Source organism: Shouchella lonarensis (assembly GCF_900096965.1).
In the GTDB taxonomy this organism is placed as follows: Bacteria; Bacillota; Bacilli; order Bacillales; family Bacillaceae_D; genus Shouchella; species Shouchella lonarensis.
In genome coordinates this window covers 194,615-209,313 of record NZ_FMYM01000005.1, presented here as the reverse complement: position 1 = coordinate 209,313, position 14,699 = coordinate 194,615, and the positions used below count along the sequence as shown (strand labels likewise).

The 14,699-nt window shown below is 42.2% G+C and carries 18 protein-coding genes; 5 read left to right on the top strand and 13 right to left on the bottom strand.

The window, feature by feature from the left end; all coding sequences use genetic code 11:
* Nucleotides 1-4: 4 nt before the first annotated feature.
* From BLT29_RS07020 to BLT29_RS07010, 3 genes are read left to right on the top strand one after another with little or no spacing between them, the layout of a single operon-like run.
* Nucleotides 5-379: a YojF family protein gene (locus BLT29_RS07020; RefSeq protein ID WP_090775602.1), complete on the top strand. Its 375-nt coding sequence runs from the start codon at nt 5-7 to the stop codon at nt 377-379.
* Nucleotides 376-1,053 carry a bacillithiol biosynthesis deacetylase BshB2 gene (gene bshB2, locus BLT29_RS07015; protein WP_090775601.1) on the top strand — a complete coding sequence of 226 codons (678 nt, stop codon included), beginning with the start codon at nt 376-378 and terminating at the stop codon, nt 1,051-1,053. The genes BLT29_RS07020 and bshB2 overlap by 4 nt, the downstream gene beginning before the upstream one ends.
* Before the next feature lie 2 nt (nt 1,054-1,055).
* Nucleotides 1,056-1,502: an ASCH domain-containing protein gene (locus tag BLT29_RS07010; RefSeq protein ID WP_090775600.1), complete on the top strand. Its 447-nt coding sequence runs from the start codon at nt 1,056-1,058 to the stop codon at nt 1,500-1,502.
* A gap of 110 nt (nt 1,503-1,612) precedes the next feature.
* Here BLT29_RS07010 and BLT29_RS07005 read toward each other — a convergent pair whose 3' ends face one another.
* Both BLT29_RS07005 and BLT29_RS07000 read right to left on the bottom strand, forming a co-directional pair.
* Nucleotides 1,613-2,332, bottom strand: coding sequence for a YebC/PmpR family DNA-binding transcriptional regulator (locus tag BLT29_RS07005; RefSeq protein ID WP_090775599.1), 720 nt, complete (start codon nt 2,330-2,332; stop codon nt 1,613-1,615).
* A 28-nt stretch (nt 2,333-2,360) separates the two neighbouring features.
* Complete coding sequence (locus BLT29_RS07000) at nt 2,361-3,374, bottom strand: S66 family peptidase (protein WP_090775598.1); 1,014 nt, start codon at nt 3,372-3,374, stop codon at nt 2,361-2,363.
* Between the two features lie 122 nt (nt 3,375-3,496).
* Between BLT29_RS07000 and BLT29_RS06995 the strand changes: the two genes are divergently transcribed.
* Nucleotides 3,497-4,978, top strand: coding sequence for a YncE family protein (locus tag BLT29_RS06995; protein WP_090775597.1), 1,482 nt, complete (start codon nt 3,497-3,499; stop codon nt 4,976-4,978).
* A gap of 156 nt (nt 4,979-5,134) precedes the next feature.
* Here BLT29_RS06995 and BLT29_RS13345 read toward each other — a convergent pair whose 3' ends face one another.
* Together BLT29_RS13345 and BLT29_RS06990 are read right to left on the bottom strand one after the other, a co-directional pair.
* Nucleotides 5,135-5,281, bottom strand: a complete 147-nt coding sequence (locus tag BLT29_RS13345; protein ID WP_176763848.1) for a hypothetical protein — start codon at nt 5,279-5,281, stop codon at nt 5,135-5,137.
* 77 nt (nt 5,282-5,358) lie between these two features.
* Nucleotides 5,359-6,111 (bottom strand): type II toxin-antitoxin system SpoIISA family toxin, encoded by a 753-nt coding sequence (locus BLT29_RS06990; protein WP_090775596.1) that lies wholly within the window; start codon nt 6,109-6,111, stop codon nt 5,359-5,361.
* 368 nt (nt 6,112-6,479) lie between these two features.
* Between BLT29_RS06990 and BLT29_RS06985 the strand changes: the two genes are divergently transcribed.
* Nucleotides 6,480-7,661: a GNAT family N-acetyltransferase gene (locus tag BLT29_RS06985; RefSeq protein WP_090775595.1), complete on the top strand. Its 1,182-nt coding sequence runs from the start codon at nt 6,480-6,482 to the stop codon at nt 7,659-7,661.
* 49 nt (nt 7,662-7,710) lie between these two features.
* Here BLT29_RS06985 and BLT29_RS13340 read toward each other — a convergent pair whose 3' ends face one another.
* From BLT29_RS13340 to BLT29_RS06945, 9 genes are all read right to left on the bottom strand, one after another.
* A complete protein-coding gene (locus BLT29_RS13340) occupies nt 7,711-7,887 on the bottom strand; it encodes a hypothetical protein (protein WP_176763847.1) in 177 nt (58 codons plus the stop codon).
* Nucleotides 7,880-9,097 carry a DUF418 domain-containing protein gene (locus BLT29_RS06980; RefSeq protein WP_090775594.1) on the bottom strand — a complete coding sequence of 406 codons (1,218 nt, stop codon included), beginning with the start codon at nt 9,095-9,097 and terminating at the stop codon, nt 7,880-7,882. The genes BLT29_RS13340 and BLT29_RS06980 overlap by 8 nt, the downstream gene beginning before the upstream one ends.
* A 76-nt stretch (nt 9,098-9,173) precedes the next feature.
* Nucleotides 9,174-10,070: a DUF6612 family protein gene (locus BLT29_RS06975; RefSeq protein ID WP_090775593.1), complete on the bottom strand. Its 897-nt coding sequence runs from the start codon at nt 10,068-10,070 to the stop codon at nt 9,174-9,176.
* A gap of 205 nt (nt 10,071-10,275) precedes the next feature.
* Nucleotides 10,276-11,055, bottom strand: coding sequence for a sporulation protein YpjB (locus BLT29_RS06970; RefSeq protein WP_090775592.1), 780 nt, complete (start codon nt 11,053-11,055; stop codon nt 10,276-10,278).
* Between the two features lie 108 nt (nt 11,056-11,163).
* Nucleotides 11,164-11,775, bottom strand: a complete 612-nt coding sequence (locus BLT29_RS06965) for a DUF1405 domain-containing protein (RefSeq protein WP_090775591.1) — start codon at nt 11,773-11,775, stop codon at nt 11,164-11,166.
* 59 nt (nt 11,776-11,834) lie between these two features.
* Nucleotides 11,835-12,617, bottom strand: a complete 783-nt coding sequence (locus tag BLT29_RS06960) for a menaquinol-cytochrome c reductase cytochrome b/c subunit (RefSeq protein ID WP_090775590.1) — start codon at nt 12,615-12,617, stop codon at nt 11,835-11,837.
* A gap of 28 nt (nt 12,618-12,645) precedes the next feature.
* The gene (gene qcrB, locus BLT29_RS06955; protein WP_090775589.1) at nt 12,646-13,317 is read right to left on the bottom strand and encodes a menaquinol-cytochrome c reductase cytochrome b subunit; all 672 of its coding nucleotides are present in this window, start codon (nt 13,315-13,317) and stop codon (nt 12,646-12,648) included.
* A 16-nt stretch (nt 13,318-13,333) separates the two neighbouring features.
* On the bottom strand, nt 13,334-13,831 hold the full coding sequence (locus BLT29_RS06950; RefSeq protein WP_090775588.1) for a Rieske (2Fe-2S) protein: 498 nt from the start codon (nt 13,829-13,831) through the stop codon (nt 13,334-13,336).
* 258 nt (nt 13,832-14,089) lie between these two features.
* Nucleotides 14,090-14,416 (bottom strand): hypothetical protein, encoded by a 327-nt coding sequence (locus BLT29_RS06945; RefSeq protein WP_090775587.1) that lies wholly within the window; start codon nt 14,414-14,416, stop codon nt 14,090-14,092.
* Nucleotides 14,417-14,699: the final 283 nt, after the last annotated feature.

Here is a 14,699-nt window from a genome sequence, read left to right as displayed (position 1 = left end):
ACCCTTGGATCTCATTTGCCGTGAAAAAGTTCAAACATACCTCGAGACATTTATTGATACACCTATATATTTGCATTTAGAGACAACAAACGGCGCTTACGCATCGCATGTCGATGAATCATTTTTCTCTGCCAGTGCGTATATTCGAAACGCTCATATTACATACTCACATGGAAAAATTACCGGCACAGGCCCTTATCGTGTCGGTTTAAAATTAGACATCGGTTGGGTGTACGGCGAAGGACTGACCCATTATGAGATTGATCAACATAACCGCCTTTTACTAGCTGGACTCGATCATAGTGGGAAGCTTGCGATCGCTTTTCAGCTAAGTCCAACCCCGTTTCCAACTTCATGTGAGAGGAGGATTACACCATGAGATCAGAACGACATGTACTTGTCATTTTCCCTCATCCAGATGATGAAGCCTTTGCTGCCGCAGGAACAATTCGCGCCCATGTTGTGGCAGGCACGCCAGTAACCTATGCGTGCTTAACACTCGGTGAAATGGGGCGCAATTTAGGGAACCCTCCCGTAGCCACACGCGAGTCTTTACCGCATATTCGTCGCAAAGAATTGCAAGCAGCTTCCAAAGTGATGGGCATTTCTGATGTCCGAATGATGGGCTTTCGTGATAAAACGTTAGAATTCGAGCCGCTTGAAGTATTAAAAAATCTTGTCTTGCAACTTGTAGCCGAGCTTTCTCCTTCCCTTGTCATTTCTTTTTATCCTGGCTATGCCGTGCACCCTGATCATGATACGACGGGTCGCGCAGTGGCTGATGCCTTACAAGAAATCCCTATTCCTGACCGCCCAACTTTCCATGCGGTCGCCTTTTCTAACAACCACGAAGCAAACATTGGCAAAGCTGATGTCGTTCATGATGTGTCCCGTTATGCAGATGTGAAATTAAACGCATTACGTGCCCATGCCTCACAACTTGCTTGGACATTACCGGACTTAGAAGCCGCTTACTACGCCGGGGTCCCAGAAGCTGTACAGCGGATTGCATACGAACGCTTTTGGACGTTTCCATTTACAGAAGGAGATTGATCATGATAGATGCACAATTGCCGTTGTTTCACACATACACAGAACCAATTACTCACGGTCTCATAGTTCGAGAACCATGGGCAAGCATGATTTTGTCAGGCCAAAAAAGCATTGAAATACGCGGGACAAACACGAAAACAAGAGGGCCAATCGCCATCATTCCAAGCGGGACCGGTACCATTGCCGGTGTCGTCTACTTAGTCAATGTGACTGGTCCGCTTGACCTTCACACGTACAATCGTATAAATATCTACTATGGCAACACAAAGGAGAAAGAAACGTTACTTCCATACAAACGAACGTATGCATGGCAACTTACTACCCCATACAAACTCCCTTCACCATTACCGTATACCCATCCAACCGGTGCAGTGATCTGGGTAAAACTTGACGAAAATGTACAAGTGGGACTTCAGCATCTGATTGAAAAGAGACATGCACACAAATGACATGTCTCTTTCCTTTTTCACACTCTACTTGTATCACTGCTTACCATTTCATTGAATTACGACGTCACTCCTGGTAGAAACAGTTGTCACAACCGAAATGGTCGCCTATTTCACTCTTCTAACGCCACATTATGATATACTTGCTGCACATCCTCTAACGCTTCTAACGCATCGACCATCTGCTCAAACTGTTTGCGTGCATCAGGAGAGAGCGTCACTTCTGACTGTGCCAACATCGCCAGTTCCGCAACCACAAATTCGGTCACGCCTGCTTCTTTACACGCTGCTTGCACTGCTTGGAATTGTCCCGGATCAGCATAAACAATGATCATGTCCTCTTCTTCTAACACATCTTTGACATCAATGTCCTGCTCTAACAACATATCTAGAGCCGCCTCTACTGTCATGCCTTGGAAGCCAATAACCGCCACTGGATCAAACATGTAGGCAACAGCGCCACTGACCCCCATATTGCCGCCATTCTTCCCAAAAGCCGCTCGTACATCTGAGGCGGTGCGGTTCACATTGTTTGTGAGCGCATCAACGATAACCATGGATCCGTTTGGACCAAACCCTTCGTAACGCCGTTCTACATAGTTTTCCTCAGTGCCTCCTTTTGCTTTTTCAATCGCCCGGTCAATAATACTTTTTGGGACATCGTATGTTTTCGCTCTCTCCAAAACAAACCTCAACGTTTGATTTGACGCTGGATCTGGTTCTCCACTTTTAGCGGCCACATAAATCTCACGCCCAAATTTCGCATAAACGCGGCTCGTATTCGCGTCTTTCGCCGCCTTCTTCTCCTTAATATTATTCCACTTTCTCCCCATGTCTCTCACTCTCTTTCAAACATCTTTTTTAAACAAATGATTGCGTTAGTTTTCCGGTACCACCTTCGACAACGAGACGTGCACGCGCTCCGTTAACAAGCGTCAACTGTGGTGGCTGGTGCCCCCAGTCTAAGTCATACGCAACCGGCACACCTAGTTCATCTGATAGGTCTTTGTATACATCTTCAATCTCATAACCTTCAACCGGATCATTTGCAGGACTGCGTCCAAAAGCAATACCAACACAATGGTCGAACCAACCGGCTAAACGCATTTGCACGAGTGTGCGGCGTAAATCATCTGTCTTAAGATCACAGTTCTCAAAGTGCCATAAAATGGGTTCTCCATCAATAAAATGTTGCTGGAAATAAGCCACATCCCCAAATGGCGTGCCAATTAAATGGCGGATAACATCAATACAGCCTCCAAGTAATCGACCAGTACAATCAAATGGCGCACCTGAAATCGTCTTCCACTCCGTTTGTTTCGTCAAATGAAAGATATGCGGCGTTGGGTTGTCAAATTGCCACTCCGTTTGGAAAAATGGCGATGCTATTTGCGTCACTTCTTCTCCTCTCCTTGTTTGTAATACATCGAGAAAGCGCGCGGTCGTCTCATCCATTACCTCTCCCCGCACATCGACAAAGTTCGTGCCTTGCGCTGTCGCAATGCCTGTCTTTAACGTTAATACGAGTAATAACACACTCGTATCTGAATAGCCAAGAATCCATTTTGGCGATATGTTTTCAAATGAAAGGTATGGCAAAATTTCAATCAACAAAAATCCGCCCCACGGTGGCATGATCAACCCAATTTCCTCGTCTTGCAAAAATTTCTGTAGTTCGGCTGCGCGAATAGGCGCAGGTGTTGATTTCGCTTTTACTTGTGTCCACGTCGTGTCACCGACGATAACGCGAAAACCACGCTCCTCCATTCGAGCGGTTCCTTTAGTAATTAAATGGTGTAATTCAGGCTCAACACCTGAAGATGGTGCCGTCACTGCGACTTTTTTACATTGCTGGAAAACTGGATAGCGAATCATCGTATCTGTCCTCTCTGATTGTCATGTTCTCACTTAAATTGGGCGCTAATTTTGGTCTGGGGCAATCTATATTGACATATGCATAAGGTGGAAATGACCAAAACCTTAAAGGAGTGTCCAAAATGCTCGAAGAAAAACGTCCTTTGTCATCATTTTTAGCCCAACAATCAAAATCAGCTCACCTCCGTCGACCAGAAAATATATCTACAACAGCTGCCCTTCCTGTTTGCGAAGAGCCTTGTCAACTAGAAGTCCCTTTTCAAGTAGAATTTCTATTACAAAGCCCTTTCCAACTCCCTATTGATCCAGCCCCTATACCTGTGTTTACATTCCAAACCAATTGTTTGCAATGTACGTCTGAACCGTGCACCATTGAAACCGAGGTTGACAGCCCTTGCAACGACGATGCGCTTGCCGCAACAACGACAATCCGGAAATTACGCGTCGTTGGCAATTTATCTTTTCTTGTAAGTCTAGGACCGATCGTCGCGCCAGGTGGCGGGAGCACCGGTGCATCACTCAGTCAATTTGGGCAAGTATGCATGGATCAAGTCGTTTGTTACACAAGTGAGTTCGCACCGGTCCCATGCCCAAACTTTCATTTAATCGAAGTAGATCCGAACAGTATTCAAATTGACACCACACCATCTCCTGGGGGTAGTACCCTCATACAATTAACAGGTTCCTTTGTATTACCTGATTGCCATGGGGATCCTTCACAATCTTTATTATATGTGACAAATGCTGGCACACACGATGTTTCAGTCATTGAATCCGTTTCAGGAAATATCATCAACACCGTTCCTGTTGGAGAAAGCCCTTTTCATATCGCCCTCACCCCAGATAAAAACAATGCTTACGTCCCAAACTCTGGTGAAAATTCAACTTCCGTCCTAGATGTCAATAGCAATACTGTTGTCGCCACCATTATTATGTCAAACCCACACTTTGCTGCAATTACCCCAAATGGTGCGTATGCGTATATTACTAGTCCTAATACAGACACTGTATATGTCGTTGACACGACCAGCTATACGATCACTGAAACCATCTCTGTTAGTGGCGCGATAGGGATCGATGTCACACCAGACGGGGCATATGTGTATGTAACCGACGGTGCCGGAGACAGTGTTGCTGTCATTGAAACTGCATCAAATACAGTGACTGACCACATTACCGTCGGTGAATTCCCTTCTAGTGTCGCAGTTACACCCAATGGGGCGTATGCGTATGTGACAAACTTTGCAACCGATATAAACAATGATCATTCCGTCTCAGTCATTGAAACAGCAAGCAACATGGTTGTGGCGACCGTCATTGTTGGTGACAGTCCTTCTTCTGTTACAATCACACCTGACGGCACACGTGCATACGTAACACATGCGTTAGCCCCTGTCATTTCAGTTATTGACACATCAACAAATGCAATCGTGCAAACCATCCCTGCCAGTGAATCCTTTGGTCTCGCTATTACCTCTGACGGTGCCCTCGGATATGTTACACGTTTTTGGGACAATGAAATCAGCGTATTTGAAACCACTTCGAATTCAATCATTGGTACATTTTTAGTAGGAGCAGGTCCAGCAGGGATCGCTGTAAATTGAACATTTAAACAACCTTACTCATATTTTAGAACGAAAGCCTTGCACACGCAATATGAATCCAAGTAATTCGAAAAAAACATAAAAAATTGGAGACCGTTTGGTCTCCAATTTTTTATAAGTGCTGACCTAAAACTCGCTCACTTCCGAGGCTGCCATCTACTTTTGTGCACGTTTTTTCCAGCGCCATTTCTTTTTAAATAGTTGAATGGCCTCCTTATTTTTCTTTTGAAGATCGACTGTAAACGGAGAAGCAACAAATGCAGGAAGTACACTATTTGTTGATTTCTTCGTCATCTTTTTCATTCACGCCTCACCCACTCAAAAATTGTTTACGATATGCTATGTGCATGAACCTGAGTTCGTGAGTCCTCCCAGCACAATTACGCGTTTTCACTATCCTCCTCACTCCCCGATGAAAGTAAATCATAGATCGCCACAAGCGAAGCAAACAACAATGCATCAAACTCTGTTAATCGCTCATTAGACGACAGTTTAATGACATGACTTTCTCCTTGCAAAATAACCGGGATGTACACAAGCTTTTCTTTATCACCATAATACACATCTTGTCGTTCTAATGTTGCGCCCACAGCAGAACGATCTCGAAAATGTAGGAGCACATGATCTTTATCCGCTTGTGTCATATAGGGAAACACGCTCGCTTCGATCTCCGTCTTCTCCGCGAACTTCGTTAAGATTTCTCTCACACCGGTAATATATGCACGTTGACCACCAAAATAGACGTTGATGGCATCATTTTTTAATAATCGAAAAAATGCCTTCAGCTTATTCCTTTGCATACCAAGTACTTGGTCATTTTGTTCGATTAAGTGACCTGTATCAATTGTAAACAAACTTGAGCCAATTCTTTGGATATATGCACTCAAAAAAATGAACGCATCGATAATAACGAAGACACATGCTACAATGACGTAATGATGCCAACGATCAAATAAACTATAAGGATGAAGTGTCCATGCCAGTGCTGCACCGACAATAAATAAGGCATACCATATTTTCCGTATGACGCCTAACTTTTTTCTTGTCTTTTCTTCCCATCTCCATGAAGCGAATACGTAAAAGGATAGCCCCAAAACCGTTACCCATACAATGATTTGATACAATAACAGCATCGCTCTGTGCCCCCTTTCCTACGCGTTTTATACAATGTATGAACAAAGATGTAAAAATAGGCTTGTTTCACAACTAAAATCGGCAATAAACGCCCATAAAATTTTTGATCCTAGGAGAAGATCGTGTTTGAACTACCTCGACAAATACATATCTCTACAAATCAAGTCATCTCCCTTTCCACAAATGTATGTTCGCTCATGATCAATCAGTACATTTATTTAGAAAAGAATGCACATTTTCTCTGTGTAAAACATATGATTTGACGATGCACACTTTATTCGTTAAAATAACCAATAATCACTTACAGAAAGTCAGGGATATGATGGACAGTAGCAATAGCAGTCGAAAACGAAAAGATGCTTTGGAAATGCGGCGTGTAGGAGAAGCGCATATGCAGGATTCAATCGACTTATTAAATTATGTCTTTCAAGTCACCAATCAAGATGTTTCTCAAATTGGTGCTCGTCAAATGCTTGAATGGAAGAAACCCATTATCAAGTCTTGCGATGTGATTGGCTGGTTTTCAGATAACAAACTCATCTCACAAATTGCCGTATACCCATTTAGTGTCAACATACATGGACGTGCCTTTAAAATGGGTGGCGTAACAGGTGTTGGTACTTATCCAGAGTATGCTAGTCTCGGATTAATGAATGATTTAATGAAAGAGAGCCTCACTTCTATGAGGGCACGAGGGCAAACCATTTCTTATTTATTTCCATACTCCATTCCCTATTACCGGAAAAAAGGCTGGGAAATCATCTCTGATGTCATCTCCTACTCGGTTCGAGACACACAATTACCAAAGGCGTATGAAGTCCCCGGTCGCATTGAACGTGTCGATTTTGATCATAAAGATATTCGTACTGCATACAAACACTTCTCACATAAAGAAAATGCCGCAATGATTCGTAATGACCTTGCTTGGGTTGAGCATTTCAAATGGGAAAAAGACGAACTAACTGCTTGCATCTACTATGATGCTCATGACACACCAACTGGTTATATGTATTATAAAGTTGAAAACGAAACCTTCTATGTAAAAGAAATGATTTTTATCAATGAAGAAGCACGTAGAGGAATTTGGAACTTTATCCGTGCCCACTTTTCAATGGTATATCATATTAAAGGGAAAATCTTTACTAATGAACCGTTGTCCTTTTTCCTAGAAGATAGTGAGATCGAAGAAAAGATTTCTCCTTACTATATGGCGCGGATTGTCGATGTGCAAGCATTCTTATCTGCCTTTCCATTTACAAAGCATGCAACTGAATCGTTTACAATGCATGTCACCGATCCAATGCTCGAATGGAATAATGGTACATTCAACATTTCTTTTGACGAAGAAACGTGCGTGACTGCGACTGACCTTTCTGCAGACAAAGCAGACGTACAGACGGATGTCCAAACACTTGTGACGATGCTTCTTAATTATAAGCGCGCCTCAGATTTAAAAGAAATTGGTCGACTGCATGCAGATGATGACCATGTCGCATATTTAGAAAACATCATTCCAGATAACCAGCCATGGTTCTCTGATTACTTTTAAACAACACACCGCCGAGATCGCATATGGGATCTTGGCGGTGTATTGTATTTCATGAGATACGAATCACTTCTTCTTCTACTTTCTCAACCGGAATCGGTTCTACATAAGAATCAGGGCGCCCATCGTCGCGATGAGAAGAGTCATCCTCTTGATCAAAGAAAGTACATGCGCTCAAAATTAGGACACCCGCTACAGCGAATACAACAAAAACGTTTCTTTTATGCATTGCGATACGTCCATTTCCGCCACAATGTTTCCATCGGACCTTGTTTGAACCGCTTTAAATAAAAGTGGCTCAGTATTACTTGACAAGCAAAGATGATACATGCAATTAGTACACCTTGACTACTAGATACTTTACCGAATAAACCAAGTCCATACCCGTAAAAAATTGTCGTGCAGACGAGCGATTGCATTAAATAATTTGTGAGCGCCATCCGACCTGTGACCGCAAGAGGCATGAACAGCTTTTGGAGCCAGTCTTTTTGTAATAGCAATACAAACAATGAGACATATACTAGCATGAGGGCGACACCAGAAATTTGTTGTAGCGCGGCTACCACACCGAACGTAAGCGCTACATTTAGACTAAACACATCATACATCAACATCCCCTGGAGTGCTATCAGTGGCAATCCAACAGAAGCTGAGATGAGAAGTAACATCCGCCAACGTCGCATGTTCTTCTTCACATCCTGAAACATCCGTGTTTTCCCCATGTATAAACCGATTAAAAAGAGCGGGAGGATGGTTGGTATCGTGACAAGAGGTTCAAAAAACACCTTCCGTAACGACTCATTCCAAAACCGGTATTGCAAAATCTCTACATAATTTCCCGAGCTCATCACCGCTGCCCCGACTTGTTCGGCCGCCTCCATAGTAGCCACTGATTCAGGATCCATATCAATACCTACGTGTACACCGAAAACCATTAAGAATGTGAGACCAAACGTGAGTACAGACGTACCAAGTAGCAGCCAAACAATCCAATGACGTAATGTATTTAACTGCCGATGGAAAAAGAGTGGTAAAAACAATCCTGTTAATGCGTACGTATACAAAATATCGCCACTCCACACAAAAGTTAAATGCACCAGCCCCACTACGAGTAGAAACAAGAGACGTTGTATAAACAATGACTTTGGTAATAAATCTTTTTCAAGAAGTCGCTTTGAGAAAATGTAAAATCCCAATCCAAACAATAACGAAAACATAGGGTAAAATTTTCCGGTCACAAAAAAAGAAGTGAACAGCGTGGCGATTGCATCCAACGTGTCTTCCGGAAGTGTTGCCACTTCAAGATAGGATGTTTTCTTATTCATCACCAGCGTCTTAAAAAAAATCATATTCGCGAGCAATATGCCAAACAACGCAAAACCACGGATGATATCGAGCGTGTGAATCCGTTCATTCAAAGAAATCCCCGTTTCTTTCATATATATCCCCTCTCCATTGTCTGCTAAGTTCAAACGTAGAGCCGCTAATTGTATTAGCGGCTCTATGATTCATGAATTATACACCTTCACCATTATCTTCAAATCCCATTCCGTGCTGCTCTTCCAACTCAGAAAAAGGAATTGCTGCATCAATGACATCTTGCGGGACATCAATTTGATCGACTTTATTAAACTTTGATAACTTGCTATCTGAAGTCATGTTCACAGAGAGAGTGAAGTCCTCTGCTTTTCCTTCCATCTTCATATCTAATTGAATGCGCTCCTGCATAAACGTGTCTTTGTTAATCGATAACGCTAACGAGAAGTCCGAAAACGAAAAGGCGTCTAACTCCTCTTTAGTTAGCCCAGAATCATTTAAAAGACCTTCTTCAAAATCAAATTCTTTTGCAATTTCCTCTAATGCTTCATCGACTGCATCAATTTTTACGACATAAACATCCTCTTTCTCTTCATAAGAAAGATAGTTTACAAACTTAACGAGAACATCTAGGTACTCACTGTAATCAAAACCATCAAATGGCGTCATTTCCATCATTTCATCATCATCTTCAACAACCGTCCATTGATCGGTCCATTGATCTTTTAAATAGATGCCTTTGTCCGTCACATACTGCTCATTTTTTATTTCCTCTCCCACAACAGTTGCGGTCATTTCTTGATATAGCGCCGCCGGATCGAGTGATACATTTTGTATAAGTGACGCATTAATCCCCATGCTCATGCCAGGTTTACCATCACCAATACCTACTTCCGCTTTCGCATCTGTATTAATTTGTAAATTTTTTACCTCTTCCATTGCATCTTGAGACTTCATTAAAATGCTCGCGGCGTCTAAAGCATTACTGCCTTCTTTTTTTGCCGTTCCCTCACCATCAGTCGGGACGTTGTCACCACAAGCTGCCAATGCAACAATGCTTGTAAATACGGTTGTTGTCATAAATATTTTTTTCAACTTTTTTCTCCCCTTCACAGTGTGAAACTATGTATTCATCTTGAATCTATCTTAATGCAAAGATGCGTCGCAGACAATACTTGTAACACAAGCTTTATAAATTCTTTATAAAAAAGACTGGCTGTCACCAATCTTTCCAAACAATAGCGATATGACGTAAGCTTATTATAAAGGAGATACAAAAGAAAGTCAAAACGTCATATCGCTATTGTTTTGCTTTTACTTTCCGCTTCTCTGCTCGATACTTTTTTACACCTGCATACATTAAGGCGATGAATACGGCACCACCGATGGTTGTAATCACACCAATTAACGATGGATCGAACTGACTAAGTGACTGTTGTTCATACACTTTTATAAAGTCTTCCTTCATTTTTTCAATATGTGCAGGTGCTTGTTCAAATGTAAATGATTCATGTGAAAGAAATGTAACATTTGCGTCAATACGCCCGATATCCTCTTGTGGCAACTGCACTTTGAGTGCTGGACGGATCATTTCATAAAAAGATGTGAGGTCATTGACCCGATGGTAAAACGTTTGTTTCTCTCCTAGCTCAACAGCCTCCGCCAGCGCTGCAAGCTTTTGTAACATGTCTTTCTCTGTATGCAACCAAAGGGGCTGACCTCGGTTAGATAACGCATCCACGGTTAGCCGAAATGACATCACTTGCCTTTGACGTTCGTCAGGATGCAATTGCACAGCAGTTAATGCATGTAACGCATTTTCATAAGACATCGTAAATGTTCGCAGTACCGACATGGTCCAATTCTCTTCTTGAAACTCATGTGCTAAAAAGGTGTCCGCGAACAACGACATTAACCGCTTTGCCTCTTCATACTTTTCTTGATTCGTTAACTGCAACACTTGGTTAGCAATATGATTTAATTCTTTCCATGCCTGATGATCCTTAGCGGTATTCGCCGCATTCACCATTGGCACCGTAAGAAGAATTAGCAAGATCAATCCAATTAACCATTGACGCATCACTTGTCCCCCCTTCCGTTCTCTCCATCCTATGAGAAAAAAAGGAGTGATATGACTTTACAAAGGTTAGAATTCAGAAGCCCGCTTTCAGATTGTCGCATACAAAGATCAGTCACTCGAGACCAGCGCTTCTGTTTTCTCGCTTCGTTCTGGTCTCCGTAAAAAATAAACAAGTGCAACAGAAGCTAAGCTCAATCCAAAAGTAAACAAACCAATTTGTCCGATATAAGGCATAATATAACTGCTCAACCATGGATGCATGTCAAAGAAGTAATCCATTACATCATTTAATACGACCCACGTGAACACGACCATCAAATGCCAACCTTTAATACGAAAAAACGGCATAAATAACAGTGCCTGTAACGCCATACCTGCATGCGATAATGTCAGCATCCAAATTTGCCAATGGAATGGTGCCCCCTCTATCACTTGAAACACATTCATGACAACTGCCCAAACGCCATATTTTATGAGCGTCACTGCTGCAAACGCCTGTAATAGTCCCCAATGTCGATTGAGTAAACACCCAATGAGTACGAGCACAAAAAACAAACTGGCAGTAGGGCTGTCAGGTACAAAAGGAATGAACGCAAGCGGCGTTGCTTGTAGTTGTTTCCAATACCACATGTAACCGTAAATCGTGCCAAGCCCATTGATCATAAGTAATGCCCATAAACTGTAGCGATGGCCAAGTAATCCAATCATATATGCAAACATTCTTACACCCCTCACAAAAAAGCTACCCCTTGCTAAAAAGCAGAAGGTAGCCCTCGGTATCATTCTTCTGGATTTTGACCATGGTTGGCAATATACTCGGCTAAAATCTCTAGTTCTTCATCATTGCCATCAAATTGGTCAGCTGGCATCGCGCCTTGACCGTTCTTCACGATCTCAATGACTTCTTCGGGTGTTTTTTCCGTTTCTAGCAAGTTCGGACCACCTGCGCCACCCGTCATTTGATCACCATGACAACCTATACACGATTGTTGGGACGCATAAATCTCATAGCCTTGTGCTTCCATATCTATGTCCGTAGGCTCTTGCAACTTTCCTTGCTCTGCTGCTGCTTCCCAATCATGTTGCGCAACAGACTCCCACGTGAGAAAAACAACGGAAGCTACACCTAACAACATGAGTGATGTTGCAATCGGACGACGATACGGGCGACGTTCTTTCGATGTATCTAACCAAGGTACAAGCATCAATGCACCGAAAGCGATTCCCGGAATGACGACCGTTCCCAATACATTATACGCACCCGATGCAAATTCATATTTCAATAGCTGATACATAAATAAGAAATACCAATCGGGAAGCGGTATGTAGCCCGTATCAGACGGATCCGCTAATGACTCTAATGGTGCTGGGTGAGCCAATGTTAAAACGAGAAAACCCATTAAAAAGACCGCACCAACCATCCACTCTTTTAGTAAGAAGTTTGGCCAGAATGCTTCTGTTTTTCCTGGATACTCTGAGTAGTCTTTAGGAACATTACGCATGCGCCCTTCCGCTTTCACACGCGAGTCGCCAACATATTTCATCCCTTTTCCTCGTTGCATGAAATAAACCTCCTTCTTATTGTGACTTTTACAATGGTCCTGAAATCCCTTGACGACGAATCATAATAAAGTGTGCACCTAGCAAACCTAATAACGCGGCTGGCAAGAAAAAGACATGGATCGCAAAGAATCGTGCTAACGTTGCTGCACCAACAACTTCTCCCCCTGCAAGCAATGCTTTGGCAAAATCACCGATGAGCGGCACACTCTCAGCAATCTCAAGCGTTACGACCGTTGCAAAGTACGCTTTCATATCCCATGGTAATAAGTACCCTGTCAAACCTAGACCGAGCATGACAAAAAAGATTAGGACACCAACAACCCAGTTCAATTCACGCGGCTTCTTATACGAACCGGTGAAAAAGACGCGCAACGTATGTAAAAACATCATTACGATCACTAAACTCGCACCCCAGTGATGCATCCCCCGCACAATGACACCTTGTGCAACTTCACTTTGTAAAAAATATACAGATGCATGCGCATTCACAATATCCGGGACATAATACATGGTTAAAAACATCCCTGATAAAATTTGAATGACCGTCACAAAAAACGTTAATCCGCCAAAACAATATACAAACGCGGAAAAGTGATGCGCTGGATTCACATGCTCTGGCACTTCATGGTCTGCAATATCACGCCACATCGGTGTAATATCGAGGCGCTCATCAATGTAATCATACAACTTTTGTAACATTTACATTCACCCCCTCTTATCCTCTTCGCTTCTTCTCACCGAGGTACACTTTCCCTTCTTCCACCTTCACGTCAAACACATCAAGCGGTCGAGTCGGTGGTGTTCCAGCAATATTTTTTCCATCTTGTTCAAATCTCCCCCCGTGACATGGGCATAAAAATTCTTTTTTCGCTTCTTCATACGAGACTGTACAGCCTAAGTGCGTACAAATAGAAGAAAGGGCGACAATGTCTTCACCATCTAAGTAAATATACGCCTCACTTTTCACCGTCGATGTGTACCAAGAATCAACTTGCTCAAATTTCCATGGAAATTTCTTTGGTTGATCCGTCAGTTCATCGACATCACATACATACAGCATGTCCCCTTCGCCAGCAGCGCCTGCTTTTAACGCTGGGTCTAGGGCAAATCGTACCATTGGCATTAAAATCCCGGCAGCCATAAATCCACCGACACCCGTGAGCGTATACGATAAAAACTGCCGTCTCGATACTTTATGATCCTTCTCGCTCACTTTTTCCCCTCCTAACATCTAAAATCAGCTTTGCTCATTGCTATGCGCATTAGCGCAAATCATACTAGGACGTATCCATCATACTATAAGTATGTACATTACGCAATATATGCTATTCATTGTACCCATATCAAATTTTCTCGATTACATCGGAAATAGTCATATAATTCTACTTAAAATCATTATTCCTTTGATCTTTGAGAAAAATCTCTAATAACAAAAAGAGCACATGGACCATGTGCTCTTTTTGTTATTATTTTATTTTACTTTTTTAAGTGTCCCTGAATAAGATGCATACCACAGGTTTCCTTCCTTCCATTTCTTGTGTAGATAAAGCCATCCCATATATCTCCCACCCTTAAGTAAGTAGCTAACGTGGTATTTTGACACAGGCTTTGATAGCGTTCTTTTCATTTCTCCATACTTTATAGTACTCTTACTTTGTACAGACATATTTTTTGTGATGGCATTTTTCTCTTGTATTACCTGTCCATGTGCAACCTCTCCTCCAAATGTTGTTGCAAAAACAAAGAAAGTAGTTAAAAGAGCTGTTGTTAGCAATGTAAGTTGTTTTACTTTTTTCATAGTCTTATACCTCCATATTTGTTGATAAAAGTTCTTCGCTCCAAATCAATCATAAGCCCTACTGATTGATCTTCTTTCATCTAATTCCATAATAAATATATTTGCAACACACCTCTCCTTTCTCTAATATTTTATCTATACCCCGAATTGCTGTAGACGCTCTCACTTAACAATGCCTTTGCAAAAGAGATATCAATGATTTGTAAATTATTATATCAGAAGTTTGTTAGCAAAAACAACCATTAAAGGCCAGAATCTTCTACCACCTACTAGAAGTCATATT